Origin of the sequence: Streptomyces sp. NRRL S-244 (assembly GCF_000717915.1) — a bacterium.
GTDB lineage: Bacteria > Actinomycetota > Actinomycetes > Streptomycetales > Streptomycetaceae > Streptomyces.
This window is the reverse complement of the sequence record NZ_JOCX01000004.1, coordinates 55,405-72,158: the sequence shown is the minus strand read 5'-3', so window position 1 is coordinate 72,158 and position 16,754 is coordinate 55,405. Positions and strand designations below refer to the sequence as shown.

Here is a 16,754-nt window from a genome sequence, read left to right as displayed (position 1 = left end):
TCTACTTGCCGTCGGCCTTGGCCTTCGCGTCGATCGCGGCGAGGGAACGGCGGGCCTGGTTGCGGTCCGTGGTGTACCAGAAGTCCGGCAGCGTGGCCCGCAGGAAGCTCCCGTACCGGGCCGTGGCCAGCCGGGGGTCCAGGACCGCGACGACACCCCGGTCGCCGGAGGCCCGTACGAGCCGGCCCGCACCCTGGGCCATCAGCAGCGCCGCATGCGTGGCCGCGACGGCCATGAAGCCGTTGCCGCCGTGCTCCTCGACCGACTTCTGCCGGGCGCTCATCAGCGGATCGTCCGGGCGCGGGAACGGGATGCGGTCCATCACCACGAGCTGGCAGCTGGGGCCCGGCACGTCCACCCCCTGCCAGAGCGACAGCGTCCCGAACAGGCAGGTCTTCGGGTCCGCCGCGAAGGCCTTGATCAGCTCGCCCAGCGTCTCCTCGCCCTGGAGCAGGATCGGGTTGTCGAGCCGGCCGCGCAGCTCCTCGGCAGCCGCCTTGGCGCCCCGCATGGAGGAGAACAGACCGAGGGTGCGGCCCCCGGCCGCCTCGATCAGCTCGGCGAGCTCGTCCATCATGTCGCCGCGGGTGCCCTCCCGGCCGGGCGTGGCCAGGTGCTTCGCGACGTACAGGATGCCCTGCTTGGGGTAGTCGAACGGCGAGCCGACGTCCAGGCCCTTCCAGACCGGGGCGTCCTCCCCCTCGACCCCTTCGGGGGACAGGCCCAGCGAGGCCGCGACCCCGTTGAAATCGCCGCCCAGCTTGAGGGTCGCCGAGGTCAGGACCACCGAGCGGTCCTCGAACAGCTTCTCGCGCAGCAGCCCGGACACCGACAGCGGGGCGACCCGCAGCGTGGCCCCGAACCGGTCGTGCCGCTCGTACCAGACGACGTCGTACTCGGAGCCGAGCAGGATCCGCTCGGCCACCCCGTGGACGCTCTCCACCGCGGCCAGGGCCTGCTTGCGGACGGCGTCCTCGTCGTGGACGGACTTGTCGCGGGTCGCGCCGATCGCGGAGATGACGTTGCGAGCGGCGTCCCGGAGGGCCGCCAGCGCGTACCCGAGGTCCTCGGGGACTTCCTCCAGCCGGCCCGGAAGGGCCAGCTCCATGACCCGCTCGAACGACTCGGACGCGGTCTGGAGCGAATCAGCGGTCTTCTCGTCGACCAGCTTGGCCGCGCGCTTCACGGCGCGGTTGACCTGGCCCGGGGTGAGCTCGCCGGTGGCGACCCCGGTCACCCGGGAGACCAGCTCGTGCGCCTCGTCCACGATCAGCACCTCGTGCTGCGGCAGCACCGGGGCGCCCTCGATGGCGTCGATGGCCAGCAGGGCGTGGTTGGTGACGACGACGTCGGCCAGCTTGGCCCGCTCGCGGGCGGCCTCGGCGAAGCACTCGGCGCCGTACGCGCACTTCGTCGCGCCCAGGCACTCCCGGGAGGAGACGGAGATCTGCGACCAGGCCTTGTCCGAGACGCCGGGCGTCAGGTCGTCCCGGTCGCCGGTCTCGGTCTCGTCCGCCCAGTCGCGCAGGCGCAGCAGGTCCTGGCCCAGCTTGCTGGTGGGGGCGGCCGCCTCGAACTGGTCGAAGAGGCCCTCCTCCTCGTCCTGCGGCGCGCCCTCGTGCAGCCGGTGCAGGCACAGGTAGTTGGATCGGCCCTTGAGCATGGCGAACTGCGGGCGGCGGCGCAGCTGCGGATGCAGCGCGTCCACCGTCCGGGGCAGGTCGCGCTCGACGAGCTGCCGCTGGAGGGCGAGGGTGGCGGTGGCCACGACCACGCGCTCGCCGTGCGCGAGGGCCGGCACCAGGTAGCCGAGGGACTTGCCGGTGCCGGTGCCCGCCTGGATCAGGCGGTGCGTGTTGTCGTCGATCGCTTCGGCGACGGCTTCGGCCATGGCCACCTGGCCGGGCCGCTCCGTGCCGCCGACGGCGGATACGGCGGCGTGCAGCAGGTCGGGGAGGGAGGGCTTCGTCATAGCAATGACAACCCTACGGGGCGCCGCCGACAGTGGCCGCCACGACGGTGGTTCACGGCCGGTACAAGGGGTTGGGCACGGTGCCGTACTCCACCGCGTGCGGGCGGTCGGAGCGGTCGCGGTAGCCGTCCTCGTACAGCCGGTTCCGGTTCAGGCAGAGCCGCCCGATCCGCTCGCCGAGCAGGTCGAAGATCTCGTGGCGCTCCTTGAGCTCGGGGAAGCGGGCCTGCTGGCGCAGGATCTCCGCCCGTACGAGGGACCAGAACTCCTCCTCGGGGACGCCGAGGCGGTCCTCGCAGAGGGCGGAGAGGTAGCGGAAGACGCCGACGAAGAGACCGGAGTGGATGTACTGGGGCAGGAAGTCCGCGGGCTTGTCGCGCAGCGCGGCACGCACCTCGGCGGGCACGGACGCCAGCTCGGGCAGCGGCTCCCGGCAGATGTTGATCTCGTCCACGAAGTCCTTCAGGGCGATCCGGACCGGGACCTCGTGCTCGTCGAAGATCACGGTGGCGTTCTCGCCGTGCGGGGAGAAGACCGTGCCGTAGCGGTAGAGGAAGTGGAGCAGCGGGGGCAGCAGGGCGGCGAAGAGCCGTTGCAGCCAGCGGGCCGGGGTGAGCCCGGACCGGGCGACGAGCTCGGCGGTGAAGGACCGGCCGCGCGGGTCGACGTGGAGGAGGGCGGCGAGCGTACGGGCCCGCTCACCGGGGGCGAGCCGGCTGGTCAGGGGCTCGCGCCAGATCGCCCCGAGGAGCTCCTTGTACTGGTAGGGGGCCTCGGGGAGCTCGTCGTAGACGGGGTGGCGGACGGTGACCGAGGCGACCTCGCCGAGGAGGACCACGCGGCATTCCTCGCGGAGGAAGGGGTCGGCGTCGTGGAGGGAGCGGATCCAGGCGGTGACGGCGGGGGCGGCGGCGCAGTGGTCGGAGGGCAGGCCGCGCCAGACGAGGGTGTTGAAGACGGAGAGCGGCAGCTTGACGCTGTGCCGGTCGGGTCGGGTGAGGTTGAGGAAGGTGCGGACGGACTGCTGCGGGATGCGTATGTCGGGGTCGGCGGGGAGCGGGACCAGGGCGCCCGAGGCCAGGGCCGGGGCGAAGAGGGGGAGCACGACCTCGTCCCATTGCCAGGGGTGGACCGGGAGGTAGAGGTATCCGAGCGGGTCGAGGCCTCGGGCGCGCAGGGCCTGGTCGAAGGCGGCGCGGGTGACGGGGTCGAGTTCTTCGGCGTAGAGGCGGGCCGGATCTTCCAGGCCGGCCGTGCCGCGGTAGGCCGCGAGGGAGGTGTGGGCGGCGAGCCAGGGCAGCCGCTGGCGGGTGCGGGCCTCGGGGGCCCAGGCGGCGGTGTCGGCGGCGGACAGTCCTATGCGGCCCTTGTTGAGGACGAGCCAGGGGTGGCCGGTCTGATGGCCTTCGAGCTCGGCGTGGTCGAGATCGGCGAGGACGTCGGCGGTGAGCGCGGTGTGGTCGATGCGGGCGTCGGCGGCGAGGGTGGCGCTGAGCTCGCGGACGAGGTGGCCGAGGGTGGAGCCGTCGAGGCTGAGGAGGGTGCGGGCACGGATCAGGAAGGCGTACGGGTCCCCGAAGGCGGTCGGGGGCTCCATGGAGGGGGGCGGAGGGGTGAGCGTGATGGTGTCGTGGGCGACGTGCCAGCTGCCGTACGCGCGGCGGCGGGCCCGGAAGCCGAGGGTGCTGCCGTCGTCGAGGGTCAGCTGCCAAGCGTCTCCGGCGGCGGTCGCCGGGGCGGGGGCCCGGAGGGGGCTGATGATCTCCTCGTAGGCGAACTCGGCCAGCATCTTGGCGAGCAGTCGGCGGGCGGCGGACTCCCAGGTCGCGGTGGTGAGTTCGGGGGGCGTGCAGGGGTGTTGGGGGGACGGTGGAACGGAAGCTTCCGAGCAATGGCGGCCGGCGGAGTCGGGGGCGGCGGGGAAATTCGGCACGGGACTCCTCGGGGATCGGGAACTTTGCTGCGTGGCGCAGAGTTTTCGAAGGGTGAGGCGTGAACGGGGCGACTCGGACGGGGCGACTCGGACGGGGAGGGTCGGATGGGGAGGCTCGGATGGATCAGATGAGGTTGCGCAGGGCCCGCTCCCGGATCATCAGCGCGGCCCGCTTCCCGGGAAGGTCGATCTCCGCGGAACAGCGGAATCCGGAGTTGAGGAAGGCTGATACGGAGGGGGTGTTGCGGATGTCCGGTTCGGCGATGACGCGGGTGCAGCGCGGGCGGTTGTCGAGCACCAGGTTGGCGACGGCGCGCAGCAGGACGGTGCCCAGACCTCGGCCGCGGTTCGTGCCGTCCCCGATGAGCAGGTGGATACCCGTGTCGTGGGGGCGCGCCGGGTAGTGGCGGGAGAGCGGGTCGAGGTCGGCCCGGTAGACCTCCCAGTAGCTCATCGGTGTGCCGTCGAGGACGCCGAGGCAGGGGATGCTGTGGCCGTTCCCGTCGAGCTGGGACCGTACGTGGGCGGCGGTGACGGCGGCGGGGCCGGCGAGCTCCCAGTACGCGGCCACATCGGGGTCGTTCATCCACCCGGTCAGCAGCTCCAGGTCGCGGCCCAGGCGTACGGGTTCGAGGCGGAAGGCACCGGCCGGGGTGGCGGTGGTGCCCCAGCCGGCCGGTGAGTCGAGCAGTTCGGCCTCGGCGAGCAGGGGCAGCAGCCGGGCGGTGAGACGCCGTCCGGGGATGCGGGCGGTGGCGCCGGCGGCGGTGGCGAAGTCGAGGGCAGTGGCAGCGGTGGCGGTGGTTGCGTAGCGGGACGTGTCGGTGGAGGGCATCGGCACTCAATCGTGGAGGGGGTTGGCGATGGTGACGTAGACGGACTGGGAGTCCACGGGGCCGACGAGCTCGTCGAGGCCGCCCAGGCGGGTGAGCAGGTTCGCCTTGCAGCGCAGGGTGGGCGAGTCGAGCAGCCGTGCGGGGACCGGTCCGAGTCCGGAGGCCTTGCCGAGGAAGCGGCGGAAGGCGGCGAGCAGGACGCGTTCGTCGGCGAGTTGCTGGGATCCGAAGGCGCCGATGAGGCCGAGCACGTTGTTGATGCCGAGGTAGTAGGTGAAGCGTTCGTCGGTGACGGCGTCGGAGACGAAGGTGTCGCTGGCGCTGCCGATACCGGGGAGCCGGCGCTCCAGTTCCGCGCGGTGGGAGGCGCGGAAGTAGTAGCCCTGGTTGTCGCGGTAGCGGCCGCCGACCGGCCAGCCGGCCGGGTCGAGGAGGACCAGCGTGTTCTGCTGGTGCGCTTCGAGGGCGATCCCGGCGAGCGCGTCGAAGGCCAGGATCGGCAGGACGACGTGGTCGAGGTAGCGCAGGAACCACTCGGCGGCGACGGCGGCCGTCGGGCGCCCGGTGGCGGCGGCGAGCCGGGCGACGGTCTCGGCGAGCCGGGAGCGCATGGTGGTCCGGCCCGGCCACGGGCGGGGCGAGGTGAGTGCGGCGACGCAGACGGCGTCGTCGTGGGAGCGGAAGGGGTTGTGCCGGAGCACGGCGTCGAGTCCGGGGACGGGAGTGCCGTCCGGGGCGTCGACGGCGATCCAGGCGGGGTCGCGCACGATGTCGAAGCCGGGGTGGGCCGCCTGCCACTGTTCCGCGAGGCCGGTGCGGAGCAGCCGGTGCACCTCGACGCCGCGGTGGAGTTCCTTGCGGAGGTTCTCACGGCGGGAGTTGGTGATGCGCACGCCCAGGGAGAGCTTGAGCATCGCGGGGGCGCCGGGGCGGTGGACGGTGCGGACGGAGGAGGTGGGGTGCCAGGGCTCTCCGAACGGGCCCAGGTCGTGCAGGAGTCCCGCGTCGCGGAGGGCGGCGACGGTGGGGCGCTGGAGCAGGTCCCGGGCCTGCCAGGGGTGCAGGGGGAGGGGGGTCGTGCCGTCGGGCAGCGGGAGCCCGGGGGTGAGCCGGCCGAGGAGCCGGGCGGCGGAGACGGGGCGGCCGCGTTCGGTCCAGGCGGAGTCGGTGGCGAGGGCGGAGGGGGCGACGGCGAACCAGTGCAGGGGGAAGGAGCCGTGGAGTTCGGGTGAGTAGCGGCGGATCTCGGCTTCGGAGAGTCCTTCGCGGCTCTTCGGGTCCGGCTGAAGGGGGTGGCCGAGGAGGAGGGACTGTTCGGCGGTGAGGAAGAGGTCACCGGCGACGGGTTCGGGCGGGGTGGGCCGTTCGCGCCGGTCGGCGATGAACTCGGCGGTGCGGCGCACCGAGTCGGCGACCCGGCCGACGAGGTCGGCGCCGCCGCGGCCGCGGGGGTCGCCCTCGCGGGCGAGCAGCGCGGCGAGGGTGACGGCGTCCAGGGCGGCGGCGTGGGCGGGCGCGCCTTCGAGCCGGGCGGGGCCGAAGCGGTGCCAGCCGGTGGCGGACCAGTACCGGACGTCCACCGTCAGGGCGGTGCCGGACGTGGGGAGGGGGATGCGCAGCACGCTCCCGACAGCCCCGCCGGAACCCCCGGTCCCGCTCTCCCGGACCCAACACCGCAGCAGGTTCTCCACGGCGGCGCCCTCGGCGGCGACGCCCGGGTCGGGGTGATCCAGTGCCTCGGCCTCGGCCGACACCCCGGCCCCGGTGCCGGCCCCGGCCTCGGTGCCGGCCCCGGTGCCGGCTCCGGCTCCGGCCGCGGTGCCGGTCCGGGCCCGCGGGACGCCGTCATGCTGCCTCGGCACGCCGCCGCCCCCGCCGTCCCCGGCATCGGGGCTGCCGGTTCTGCCGGTTCTACCGGGAGCGCCGGACCCGGGGGTGGGCCACGGGGTGGCTGCGGCGATCGCCGGCGTCGCGGTGCCGGGGGCGGCGGTCGGGGCGGGGTGGGTGGCTTCGGGCATGCGGGGGTCCTTGTGGTCAGTGGGGGTGGTGGGAGGCGGCGGCGGGGATGGCGTCGGACAGGCGGTCCAGGACCGCCGCCGCCTGTTCGTCGGTCAGGGTCAGCGGGGGCAGCAGCCGGACCACGCTCGCGTTGCGGCCGCCGAGTTCGACGATCAGGCCGCGGTTCAGGCACTCCTGGCGGACCGCCGCGGCGAGGGCCTGCGCCGGGGCACCGGTGTCCGGGTCGACGAGTTCGACGCCGATCATCAGGCCGCGGCCCCGGACATCCCCGATGCAGGGGTGCGCGGAGGCCAGGCCGCGCAGGGCGGTCAGCATCCGCTCGCCCAGGGCCCCGGCGCGCTCGGCGAGACGGTTCTTCCGTACGTACGCCAGGGTCGCCGCCCCGGCCGCCATCGCCAGCTGGTTGCCCCGGAACGTGCCGGCATGGGCTCCCGGTGCCCAGACGTCCAGGCCCGACCGGTACACGATCACCGCCAGCGGGAGGCTGCCGCCGATCGCCTTGGACAGGACCATCACGTCCGGCACCACCCCGGCGTGGTCGACGCCCCAGAAGGCGCCGGTACGGCCCACTCCCGTCTGCACCTCGTCCGCGATCAGCGGGATCCCCCGGGCCTCGGTGATCTCACGCATCCGGCGCAGCCACGCGTCGGGGGCCGGGAAGACCCCGCCTTCGCCCTGCACCGGCTCGACGATCATCGCCGCGGGCGAGGGCACCCCGCCCTTGGGGTCGTCCAGCAGGCTCTCGGTCCAACGGGCCCCGAGCCGCGCGCCCTCGGGGCCGCCGACCCCGAACGGGCAGCGGAAGTCCTGCGGGAACGGGAGCCGGGTCACCCGTACGTCCGGCGCTCCGCCCGAGGCGCCCAGGGCCCCGGCGGTCATCCCGTGGTAGGCCCCCGTGAAGGCCAGCAGCCCCGAACGCCCGGTGGCGGTCCGGACCAGCTTGAGCGCGGCCTCGACCGCATCCGTGCCGGCGGGCCCGCAGAACTGGATGCGGGCATCGGCGGCCAGGGCCGGCGGGAGGCAGGCGAACAGCTCCGTGGTGAAGGCGTCCTTGACCGGGGTCGCGAGGTCCAGGACGTGCAGCGGGGCTCCGGAGTCGAGGACGCCCCGTACGGCTTCGAGCACCACGGGGTGGTTGTGGCCCAGGGCGAGGGTGCCGGCCCCGGAGAGGCAGTCGAGGTAGCGCCGCCCGTCGGCGCCCTCGATGGTCAGCCCCCGGGCGCGCACCGGGACGATGGGCAGCGAGCGCGCGTACGTCCGGGCGGCGGACTCCCGCATCGCCTGCCGGCGCAGGATGCCCTCCACCCCGCCGTGCTCCACTGCCCGAGTTCCCTGTGTCGGCACCTGTGACGGCGCTTGCGACGGCACCGGCGCGGCAGCCGCGCCCTGCTCGGTCAAAGCCACGACTCTCGGACCTCCCGCACGGACTGCTCCATCGGATTGCTCCTCGAACATGAACGCCGCCCCCCATCCCCCGTACGTACCAACGACGGTGGCGGCGGCGGATCACGGGTGGCCCGAAGATCCTTGTCCCGCCGGGACTTCGTCCCGGATTCGCCGGGACTCGGCGGCTTCCGCCGGTCCCGGAACCGCGGCCCCGGGCTGTGCCGTCCCCAACGACAGCGGCATAGTGGGGTGCTGCACTTGGCGGCACGCGCCTCGCGTGCCCCACGCACCTCAACTGCACCGCGTCTGACACCCAGAATCACCAGGGGGATTCACGACATGCGACCGAACCGACCGGTCACCGCGATCCTGTGCGCGGCGGCACTCGCCCTGACCGCCGCGGCCTGCGGACCCGGCGACGGGGAGGCCGGCGGCGACGCCAAGCCGACCGTGGCGGCGAGCCTCCCGTCCGGAGCCGACGGGATCAAGATCCCGGACCAGCTCAAGGAGAAGCTCAAGCAGCACGGCATCGACCTGGAGAAGTGGAAGGGGGGTGCGTGGAAGAACTGGAAGCAGGAGGACTGGCTCCGCGAGGCGGGCGACTACATCAACCCGATCATCGAGGACCTCTGGGACCCGGACCGGATGCGTGAGGCCGACAAGACCCCGCAGCCCCCGGCCGTCGACCAGGACGCCGGCAAGGACCAGGGCATCACCGACCCGACCCCGGCGCCGGTGCAGGCCAAGGCCGCCAACGCCCCGTACCACACCAGCGTTCCCGTCTCCGGCAAGGTGTTCTTCGACGGCCCCGAGGGCTCCATGGTCTGCTCGGCGACCGTGGTGAAGGACCCGGCCCACCCGGGCAAGTCCAACATGGTCTGGACGGCCGGCCACTGCGTGCACGCGGGCAAGTCCGGCGGCTGGTACCGCAACATCGCCTTCGTCCCCTCGTACAACAACGCGGGCAAGCCTGCCGCGCAGCTCAAGGGCGCCCCGCGCGAGCAGGTGGCCCCGTACGGCGTGTGGTGGAGCGACTGGGCGCAGACCTCGGACCAGTGGATCGCGAACGGCGGTCCGACCGGTGGCGCGGGCGCCCCGTACGACTTCGCGGTGCTGCACGTGACCCCGGAGAAGAGCAGCGGGAAGTCCCTGGAGGAGACGGTCGGCGCGGCGCTCCCGGTGGAGTTCAACGCCCCGGCGGTGCCGAAGGTCGCGAGCATCACGGCGACCGGCTACCCGGCGGCGGCCCCGTTCGACGGCCAGAAGGCCTTCCAGTGCGCCGACAAGCCGGGCCGGCTGTCGCTGGCCGCGAACGCCCCGGTGATGTACCGGATCGGCTGCACGATGACCGGCGGCTCCTCCGGCGGCGGCTGGGTGGCCGCGGGCAGTGACGGCAAGCCGGCGCTGGTGTCGAACACCTCGATCGGCCCCGCCAAGGCGGGCTGGCTGGCCGGACCCCGGCTGGGCCCGGAGGCCAAGGGGATCTTCGACGCCGTGAGCGCCAAGTTCAAGTAGTCGTCGTCCCGTGCGCGTAAACGAAAAACGGAGGGCCCCCTGCACCGCAGGGGGCCCTCCGCCTTGTATCCGGTTGCGCGTTACCGCTTCGCCGGCACGTACGGCGCCAGGTCCGACGCCAGTTCCTGGTGGACCCGCACCTTCAGCAGGGTGCCCTCCGGGGTGTGCTCCTCGGAGATCACCTCGCCCTCGGCGTGGGCCCGGGCGACCAGCGAGCCGCGCGTGTACGGCACCAGCGCCTCGACCTCGACCTCGGGCCGCGGCAGCTCGGAGTCGATGAGCGCGAGGAGCTCGGCGATGCCCTGTCCCGTGCGCGCCGAGACGGCGATGGAGTGCCGCTCGATGCGCAGCAGCCGCTGCAGTACGAGCGGGTCCGCGGCGTCGGCCTTGTTGATCACTACGATCTCGGGCACGTTGACCGCGCCGACCTCGCGGATGACCTCGCGGACGGCCGCCAGCTGCTCCTCCGGGGCCGGGTGCGAGCCGTCCACGATGTGCAGGATGAGGTCGGAGTCGCCGACCTCCTCCATCGTGGAGCGGAACGCCTCGACCAGGTGGTGGGGCAGGTGCCGGACGAAGCCGACCGTGTCGGCCAGGGTGTAGATCCGGCCGGACGGCGTTTCGGCCCGGCGCACGGTCGGGTCGAGGGTGGCGAACAGTGCGTTCTCCACCAGCACGCCCGCGCCCGTGAGGCGGTTGAGCAGCGACGACTTGCCGGCGTTGGTGTAGCCGGCGATGGCGACCGAGGGCACCTTGTTGCGGCGCCGCTCCTGCCGCTTGATGTCGCGGCCGGTCTTCATCTCCGCGATCTCCCGGCGCATCTTCGCCATCTTCTCGCGGATCCGGCGCCGGTCCGTCTCGATCTTGGTCTCACCGGGGCCGCGGGTGGCCATGCCGCCACCGCCGCCGCCACCCATCTGCCGGGACAGCGACTGACCCCAACCGCGCAGACGCGGCAGCATGTACTGCATCTGCGCGAGGGCGACCTGCGCCTTGCCCTCTCGGGACTTGGCGTGCTGGGCGAAGATGTCGAGGATCAGGGCGGTCCGGTCGACCACCTTGACCTTGACGACGTCCTCGAGGGCGATGAGCTGGCCGGGGCTGAGCTCGCCGTCGCAGACGACGGTGTCGGCTCCGCTCTCCAGCACGATGTCGCGCAGTTCGCGGGCCTTGCCCGAGCCGATGAAGGTGGCCGGGTCCGGCTTGTCACGGCGCTGGATCACACCGTCGAGTACGAGGGCGCCCGCCGTCTCGGCGAGGGCCGCGAGCTCCGCGAGGGAGTTCTCGGCGTCCTGCACCGTTCCGGAGGTCCAGACGCCCACCAGCACGACGCGCTCCAGGCGCAGCTGCCGGTACTCGACCTCGGTGACGTCTTCGAGCTCGGTGGAGAGGCCGACCACGCGGCGCAGCGCCGCGCGCTCGGAGCGCTCGAACTGCTCACCGTCCCGGTCTCCGTCGACCTCGTGGCTCCAGGCGACGTCCTCTTCCATCAGGGCGTCGGCCCGAAGGCTCTCGGTGAAGCTCTGCGAGTCCGGCACGTCCCGTGCGTCCCGCGCGTCCTGGGAAGGGGAAGAAGAGGAGGTCATTGGATCCTTACGTCGAAATCGAATGCGGTCATGTCACGCATGGCGGGCCAGGCGTAACAGTGACTCTCACACTGTCACGTCCAACGTGTCACATCGCCGGGAGATTCCCCCGGCCTGCGGCTCCGTCGATCGGCCCTGTCGATGGTGACATGCCCGCTCCCCGGCGGTCACACCCTTTTCGGCCCGCCCCACTCCGGGTGCCCGGGCATCGCCGGGGTCGTCTTGCCGTACAGCCACGGCGTCAGGAAGGCCGTGAGGTCCCGTCCCGCCACCTCCGAGGCCAGCCGCACGAAGTCCTCCGTGCCGGCGGTGTCGTCCTTGTGCTCCGCCACCCAGCGCCGCTCGACCCGGTCGAAGGCCTTCTCGCCGATCTCCTGCCGCAGTGCGTACAGCGCCAGCGCGGCCCCGTCGTAGACCGCCGGCCGGAACAGTCCGACCTTCTCCCCGGGGGCGGCGGCCTTCGGTGCGGCCGGGGGCCCGCCGGCCGCCCGCCACTGGTCGGAGCGCTGGTACGCCTCGCGCATGCGCCGCTCCATGGAGTACTTGCCGAGGCCGTCCGCGTACAGGGCCTCGTACCAGGTGGCGTGCCCCTCGTTGAGCCACAGGTCGGACCAGGTCCGCGGGGTGACGCTGTCGCCGAACCACTGGTGGGCCAGCTCGTGGACCATCACGGACTCGACGTACCACGCGGGGTAGCCGGTCCCCGAGAAGAGGCCGCTCTCGAAGAGCGAGAGGGTCTGCGTCTCCAGCTCGAACCCGGTCTTCGCCTTGGCGATCAGCACCCCGTAGTTCTCGAAGGGGTAGCGGCCGACGCGCGCCTCCATCCACTGGACGTGCCCGGCCGTCTTCTTCAGCCAGGGCTCCAGGCGCCCCCGGTCCGCGGCCGGGACCACGCTGCGCAGCGGCAGACCGTGCGGACCGGCGGCCTCCACCACGGCCGAGTCGCCGATGGAGACCTGCGCAAGCTCAGTGGCCATCGGGTGCAGGGTGCGGTACGTCCAGGTGGTCGCGCCTGCGGCGCGGGGGGCCGGGAGGGCGCCGGCCACTCCGTTGGCGACGGCGGTCAGACCGGCCGGGGCGGTGATCCGGAAGGTGAAGTACGCCTTGTCCGCGGGGTGGTCGTTGCACGGGAAGACCCGGTGGGCGGCGTCGGCCTGGTTGGCCATGGCCAGCCCGTCCTCGGTGGGCAGCCAGCCTCCGTCGGCGATGCCGCGAGGATCGCTGGTGTGCCGGATCTCGATGTGGAGCGGCACGTTCGCCGCGATCGGGCCGGCCGGCGTGAGCACGAGGTCCTCCCCGGCGCTCTCGAACTGCGCCGGCTCGCCGTTGACCTGGGCTGACGCCACCGTGCCGTGGGTGAAGTCGAGGTTGATCCGCTCCAGCGGCTCCAGCGCGCGGGCGTCGATGACGGTGACCGCGTCGAGCGGGCTCTTGTTGTCCTTGTACGTGAAGGACAGGTCGTACGAGAGGACGTCGTACCCGGGGTTCCCGAGCTCCGGGAACAGCGTGTCGCCGATGCCCAGCGGCTTCGGCGGGGGCAGCACGGCGGCGACCAGGGTGAGGGAGGCCGCGGCCAGCAGGGCGGCGCGCAGGCGCGGGGAGGAGAGCTGCATCCCCCACCGCTTACCAGCGCCCGCCGCGCCACCGCGTACGGCGCGCGACGGTTCCACCCGAACGGGACCTTCCGCGGCCGCGCGCTCGGACCTGGGGCCGCGACGACGGGACTACGGCACGGCATGATCCAGGCGCTGCCTAGGCCCGGCGCACGTCGTAGACCCCCGGCACCTCCCGCATCGCCCGCATCAGGGCCGGCAGCCCGGTCGCGTCGGGCAGTTGCAGGGTGTACGTGTGCCGGACCCGCTGCTCGACGGGCGGTTCCACGGTCGCGGAGACCACCTCGACCCCCTCGCGGGCGATGGCCTCGGTCAGGTCGGCCAGCAGGTGCGGGCGGCCGAACGATTCGGCGAGCAGCGTGACCCGGCAGTCCGCCGTGGCCCGCCAGTGCACGGCGACGGAGGTCCGCCCCAGCGCGCGCATCTGGGCCACCGCCGCGCAGTGGATGCGGTGGACGGTGACGGCCCCGCCCCGTACGACGAACCCGGCCACGGCGTCCGGCGGCACGGGCGTGCAGCAGCCGGCCAGCCGTACGGTGGCGTCGGGCAGGTCGGCTACGGCATTGCCGCCGCCGCCCCGGGCGCCGACCACGGACAGCGGTGCCCGGGCGGGCGTGGCGACGGGCTTCACGGTGTCGGGGTGCGCCTGGAGCCAGCTGCCGATGGCGATCCGGGCGGCCGGGGTCCTGGCGTGCTCCAGCCAGTCGGCGGCGGGCCCGGAGGAGGCGTCCTGGGCGAGCAGCAGCTGGACGGTGTCCCCGTCGGACAGCCGGGAGGACAGGGAGGTGAGGCGCCCGTTGACGCGGGCGCCGATACAGCCGTGGGCCGCCTCGCCGTGCTGCGCGTAGGCGGCGTCGATACAGCTGGCCCCGGCGGGCAGGCTGAGCGGGCCGGAGGACCTGCCGCCCTCGCTGAACACGGTGATCTCCCGGTCCTGGGCCAGCTCGGCGCGCAGCACGCTCCAGAAGGTGTCGGGGTCGGGCGCGGACTGCTGCCAGTCGAGGAGGCGCGAGAGCCAGCCGGGCCGGGTCGGGTCGACCCGCTCCTCGTCGCAGTCGGGGGCGGCCTCGGCGGCCGGGGCGGTGGTGTACGGATTGCCGAGGGCGACGACCCCGGCCTCGGCGACCCGGTGCATCTGGCGGGTGCGGACGATGACTTCGGCCACGTACCCCTCGGGGGTGGCGACGGCGGTGTGCAGCGACTGGTAGAGGTTGAACTTCGGGGCGGCGATGAAGTCCTTGAACTCCGAGACGACCGGGGTGAAGCAGGTGTGCAGCTCGCCCAGCACGGCGTAGCAGTCGGCGTTCTCGCCGACGAGGACGAGGATGCGGCCGAAGTCGGAGCCGCGCAGCTCGCCGCGCTTGAGGGCGATGCGGTGCACGGAGACGAAGTGCCGGGGGCGTACGACCACCTCGGCGGCGATCCCGGCCTCCCGCAGCACGCCGCGTACGGACTCGGCGATGGCGGGCAGCGGGTCGCGCTCCCCCGCGTGGGCGGCGATGAGCGCGCGGGTGTGCTCGTACTCCTCGGGGTGCAGGATCGCGAAGACGAGGTCTTCCAGCTCGGTTTTGAGGGCCTGTACGCCGAGCCGTTCGGCGAGCGGGATGAGGACGTCGCGGGTGACCTTGGCGATGCGCGCCTGTTTCTCGGGGCGCATCACGCCGAGGGTGCGCATGTTGTGCAGCCGGTCGGCGAGTTTGATGGACATGACGCGGACGTCGTTGCCGGTGGCGACGAGCATCTTGCGGAAGGTCTCGGGCTCGGCGGCGGCCCCGTAGTCGATCTTCTCGACCTTGGTGACGCCGTCGACGATGAAGCAGACCTCGTCGCCGAATTCCGCGCGGACCTGATCGAGGGTCACCTCGGTGTCCTCGACGGTGTCGTGGAGCAGAGAGGCCGTCAAGGTGGTGGTTTCGGCGCCGAGTTCGGCGAGGATCAGGGTGACGGCGAGCGGGTGTGTGATGTACGGCTCACCGCTTTTCCGCATCTGGCCGCGGTGCGAGGACTCCGCGAGCACGTACGCGCGGTGCAGGAGGGAAAGGTCCGCGTCCGGGTGGTGGGCGCGGTGCGCCTCGGCGACGTGGCCGATGGCGTCGGGGAGCCGGTCTCGGGATGTGGGTCCGAGAAGGGCAGCGCGCCCGAGTCGTCGCAGGTCAAGGCGGGTTCGGCCCCGTCTGCGGAGTTCGGGGCGCGCTTCGGGACGTGCTTCGGGGTTCGTGGCCTCTGCACTCATGGGCACCTCCGGCGGCTTCGACCGGCGGTGGCGGGCATGGGGTGAGCCCTCAGGGCCGGTGCCTGATGCTACCGACCCCACCACGTGGCGCAGTCCGCCTCTCGCTCAGCGTGAAACGGATCACCCATTAGAGGGAAGCCTCAGCCGAAAGCCGTTTCGGTGAGCCAGGCCGCGTCAAACTCGCCCGCGGCCACGATGACGGCGGGTCCCGTCATGTCGATCTGCCCGTCGGGGTGTTCGGTGATGACGAGGGTGCCGCCGGGGAGGTCGACGGTGTACGTGACGGGCTGGCCGGTGACGGCCGGGTCGACGCCGTCGCGGCGGATGGCGGCCACGGCGACGGCGCAGGCGCCCGTGCCGCAGGAGCGGGTCTCGCCGGAGCCGCGCTCGTGGACGCGCATGGCGACGTGCCGGGGGCCGCGGTCGACGACGAACTCCACGTTGACACCCGTCGGGTAGACCTCGGCCGGGCTGAACGGGGGCGGGTCGAGCAGCTTTCCGGCGTGGTCCAGGCTTTCAACGAACGCGACGGCGTGCGGGTTCCCCATGTTGACGTTGCGGGCGGGCCAGGCGCGCTCGCCGACGCTGACGGTGACCTGTTCCCCGGGGAGGACGGCGCGGCCCATGGAGACCGTCACGTCGCCGCTCTTGTCGAGGTGCACCCGCTTGACGCCGCCGCGGGTGGCGACGGCGAGGTCGCCGGGCTCGACGTGGCCGGCGTACTGGAGGTAGCGGGCGAAGACGCGGACGCCGTTGCCGCACATCTCGGCGATGGAGCCGTCGCTGTTGCGGTAGTCCATGAACCACTCGGCCTCGTCGGCCATGTGCGCGGCCTCGGGGTGCGCGGCGGACCGGACCACGTGCAGCACCCCGTCCGCGCCGATGCCGGCGCGCCGGTCGCAGAGCTTCGCGACGGCGGTCGCGGGCAGCTCGACGGCGTTGTCCGGGTCCGGGACGATCACGAAGTCGTTCTCGGTGCCGTGGCCCTTGAGGAAGGAGAGGCTCGTCTGCGTCACGCGCCCATGGTACCGAGCGGGGCGTTCGGGCAGGTCGGCGGCGCCCGCGGGGACTCCAAGCCGGGTGGCGGCTAGCGCAGCCGCGCGACCCGGTACACGGCCAGGGCCACGACGGCCAGCGCGACCAGGGCGTACAGGCCAGCCATGCGCCAGTCGGGGCGGCGGCCGCTGCCCCGGGGCGGGAGCCCGGGCCAGGTGTGGCCGACGCGGCGGGCGGCCATCATCCCCCAGCCGCCGGCGCAGGAGCAGATGAGGAAGCCGAGCATGGCGACCACGGCTCCGCCGTCGCCGAACTCGAAGGCGAGGGGGAAGGCGAACATCAGGGAGCCGGCGGCGGCCAGCAGCACGATCGGGGCGATCTGCCAGATGCGCAGCCGGCGCTGCGGGCGCAGCTCGACCTCGAACTCGGGACCGGCGGCGGCCTCCGCCTCGGCGGTGTCCGGTGCGTCCGGGCCGTCGGGGGTCAGCCGTGCGGGATCGGCGGGCAGGCCGAGGGCCTCGGGCTCGGGAGCCTCACCGCCGGCGACCGCCGGGTGACTGCCCCAGAGCGCCGGGTCCGCTTCCTGCCTCGTGCCGTCCTGCCCGGTGTCGCGAGGGCCGGCCTCCATCGCCACGCGCCCTCCCCACTCGGACTTCGTACGCCGT

Annotated in this window: 11 protein-coding genes; 1 reads left to right on the top strand and 10 read right to left on the bottom strand. The window is 73.2% G+C overall.

What is annotated here, in order from left to right; genetic code table 11:
- Nucleotide 1: 1 nt before the first annotated feature.
- From IF02_RS0106375 to IF02_RS0106355, 5 genes are all read right to left on the bottom strand, one after another.
- Complete coding sequence (locus IF02_RS0106375) at nt 2-1,972, bottom strand: ATP-dependent DNA helicase (RefSeq protein ID WP_030154279.1); 1,971 nt, start codon at nt 1,970-1,972, stop codon at nt 2-4.
- Between the two features lie 52 nt (nt 1,973-2,024).
- Nucleotides 2,025-3,905, bottom strand: coding sequence for an IucA/IucC family protein (locus IF02_RS0106370; RefSeq protein WP_030154278.1), 1,881 nt, complete (start codon nt 3,903-3,905; stop codon nt 2,025-2,027).
- A gap of 124 nt (nt 3,906-4,029) precedes the next feature.
- Nucleotides 4,030-4,740, bottom strand: a complete 711-nt coding sequence (locus IF02_RS0106365) for a GNAT family N-acetyltransferase (RefSeq protein WP_030154277.1) — start codon at nt 4,738-4,740, stop codon at nt 4,030-4,032.
- Between the two features lie 6 nt (nt 4,741-4,746).
- The gene (locus IF02_RS0106360; protein ID WP_051695902.1) at nt 4,747-6,759 is read right to left on the bottom strand and encodes an IucA/IucC family protein; all 2,013 of its coding nucleotides are present in this window, start codon (nt 6,757-6,759) and stop codon (nt 4,747-4,749) included.
- A gap of 16 nt (nt 6,760-6,775) precedes the next feature.
- Entirely contained in the window at nt 6,776-8,215 is a 1,440-nt protein-coding gene (locus IF02_RS0106355; RefSeq protein ID WP_078621921.1) for a diaminobutyrate--2-oxoglutarate transaminase family protein, read from the bottom strand.
- A gap of 270 nt (nt 8,216-8,485) precedes the next feature.
- Between IF02_RS0106355 and IF02_RS0106350 the strand changes: the two genes are divergently transcribed.
- Nucleotides 8,486-9,661, top strand: a complete 1,176-nt coding sequence (locus IF02_RS0106350) for a trypsin-like serine peptidase (protein ID WP_030154274.1) — start codon at nt 8,486-8,488, stop codon at nt 9,659-9,661.
- 80 nt (nt 9,662-9,741) lie between these two features.
- Here the strand turns inward: IF02_RS0106350 and hflX are convergent, their stop codons facing one another.
- The 5 genes from hflX to IF02_RS0106325 all read right to left on the bottom strand — a co-directional run bounded on the left by hflX (nt 9,742) and on the right by IF02_RS0106325 (nt 16,717).
- Nucleotides 9,742-11,247 (bottom strand): GTPase HflX, encoded by a 1,506-nt coding sequence (hflX, locus tag IF02_RS0106345; RefSeq protein ID WP_030154273.1) that lies wholly within the window; start codon nt 11,245-11,247, stop codon nt 9,742-9,744.
- A gap of 167 nt (nt 11,248-11,414) precedes the next feature.
- On the bottom strand, nt 11,415-12,860 hold the full coding sequence (locus tag IF02_RS0106340; protein WP_030154272.1) for a M1 family metallopeptidase: 1,446 nt from the start codon (nt 12,858-12,860) through the stop codon (nt 11,415-11,417).
- A gap of 139 nt (nt 12,861-12,999) precedes the next feature.
- Complete coding sequence (locus IF02_RS0106335; RefSeq protein WP_030154271.1) at nt 13,000-15,093, bottom strand: RelA/SpoT family protein; 2,094 nt, start codon at nt 15,091-15,093, stop codon at nt 13,000-13,002.
- Between the two features lie 140 nt (nt 15,094-15,233).
- Nucleotides 15,234-16,109: a diaminopimelate epimerase gene (gene dapF / locus IF02_RS0106330; RefSeq protein WP_030154270.1), complete on the bottom strand. Its 876-nt coding sequence runs from the start codon at nt 16,107-16,109 to the stop codon at nt 15,234-15,236.
- Between the two features lie 71 nt (nt 16,110-16,180).
- On the bottom strand, nt 16,181-16,717 hold the full coding sequence (locus tag IF02_RS0106325) for a hypothetical protein (protein WP_030154269.1): 537 nt from the start codon (nt 16,715-16,717) through the stop codon (nt 16,181-16,183).
- Nucleotides 16,718-16,754: the final 37 nt, after the last annotated feature.

What these genes read in the sequence shown, in the direction of transcription:
- IF02_RS0106340 (WP_030154272.1), bottom strand. Translation starts at nt 12,860, where the DNA reads ATGCAGCTCTCCTCCCCGCGCCTGCGCGCCGCCCTGCTGGCCGCGGCC.
- IF02_RS0106375 (WP_030154279.1), bottom strand. Translation starts at nt 1,972, where the DNA reads ATGACGAAGCCCTCCCTCCCCGACCTGCTGCACGCCGCCGTATCCGCC.
- IF02_RS0106350 (WP_030154274.1), top strand. Translation starts at nt 8,486, where the DNA reads ATGCGACCGAACCGACCGGTCACCGCGATCCTGTGCGCGGCGGCACTC.
- IF02_RS0106365 (WP_030154277.1), bottom strand. Translation starts at nt 4,740, where the DNA reads ATGCCCTCCACCGACACGTCCCGCTACGCAACCACCGCCACCGCTGCC.
- hflX (WP_030154273.1), bottom strand. Translation starts at nt 11,247, where the DNA reads ATGACCTCCTCTTCTTCCCCTTCCCAGGACGCGCGGGACGCACGGGAC.
- IF02_RS0106360 (WP_051695902.1), bottom strand. Translation starts at nt 6,759, where the DNA reads ATGCCCGAAGCCACCCACCCCGCCCCGACCGCCGCCCCCGGCACCGCG.
- IF02_RS0106325 (WP_030154269.1), bottom strand. Translation starts at nt 16,717, where the DNA reads ATGGAGGCCGGCCCTCGCGACACCGGGCAGGACGGCACGAGGCAGGAA.
- IF02_RS0106335 (WP_030154271.1), bottom strand. Translation starts at nt 15,093, where the DNA reads ATGAGTGCAGAGGCCACGAACCCCGAAGCACGTCCCGAAGCGCGCCCC.
- IF02_RS0106355 (WP_078621921.1), bottom strand. Translation starts at nt 8,215, where the DNA reads ATGTTCGAGGAGCAATCCGATGGAGCAGTCCGTGCGGGAGGTCCGAGA.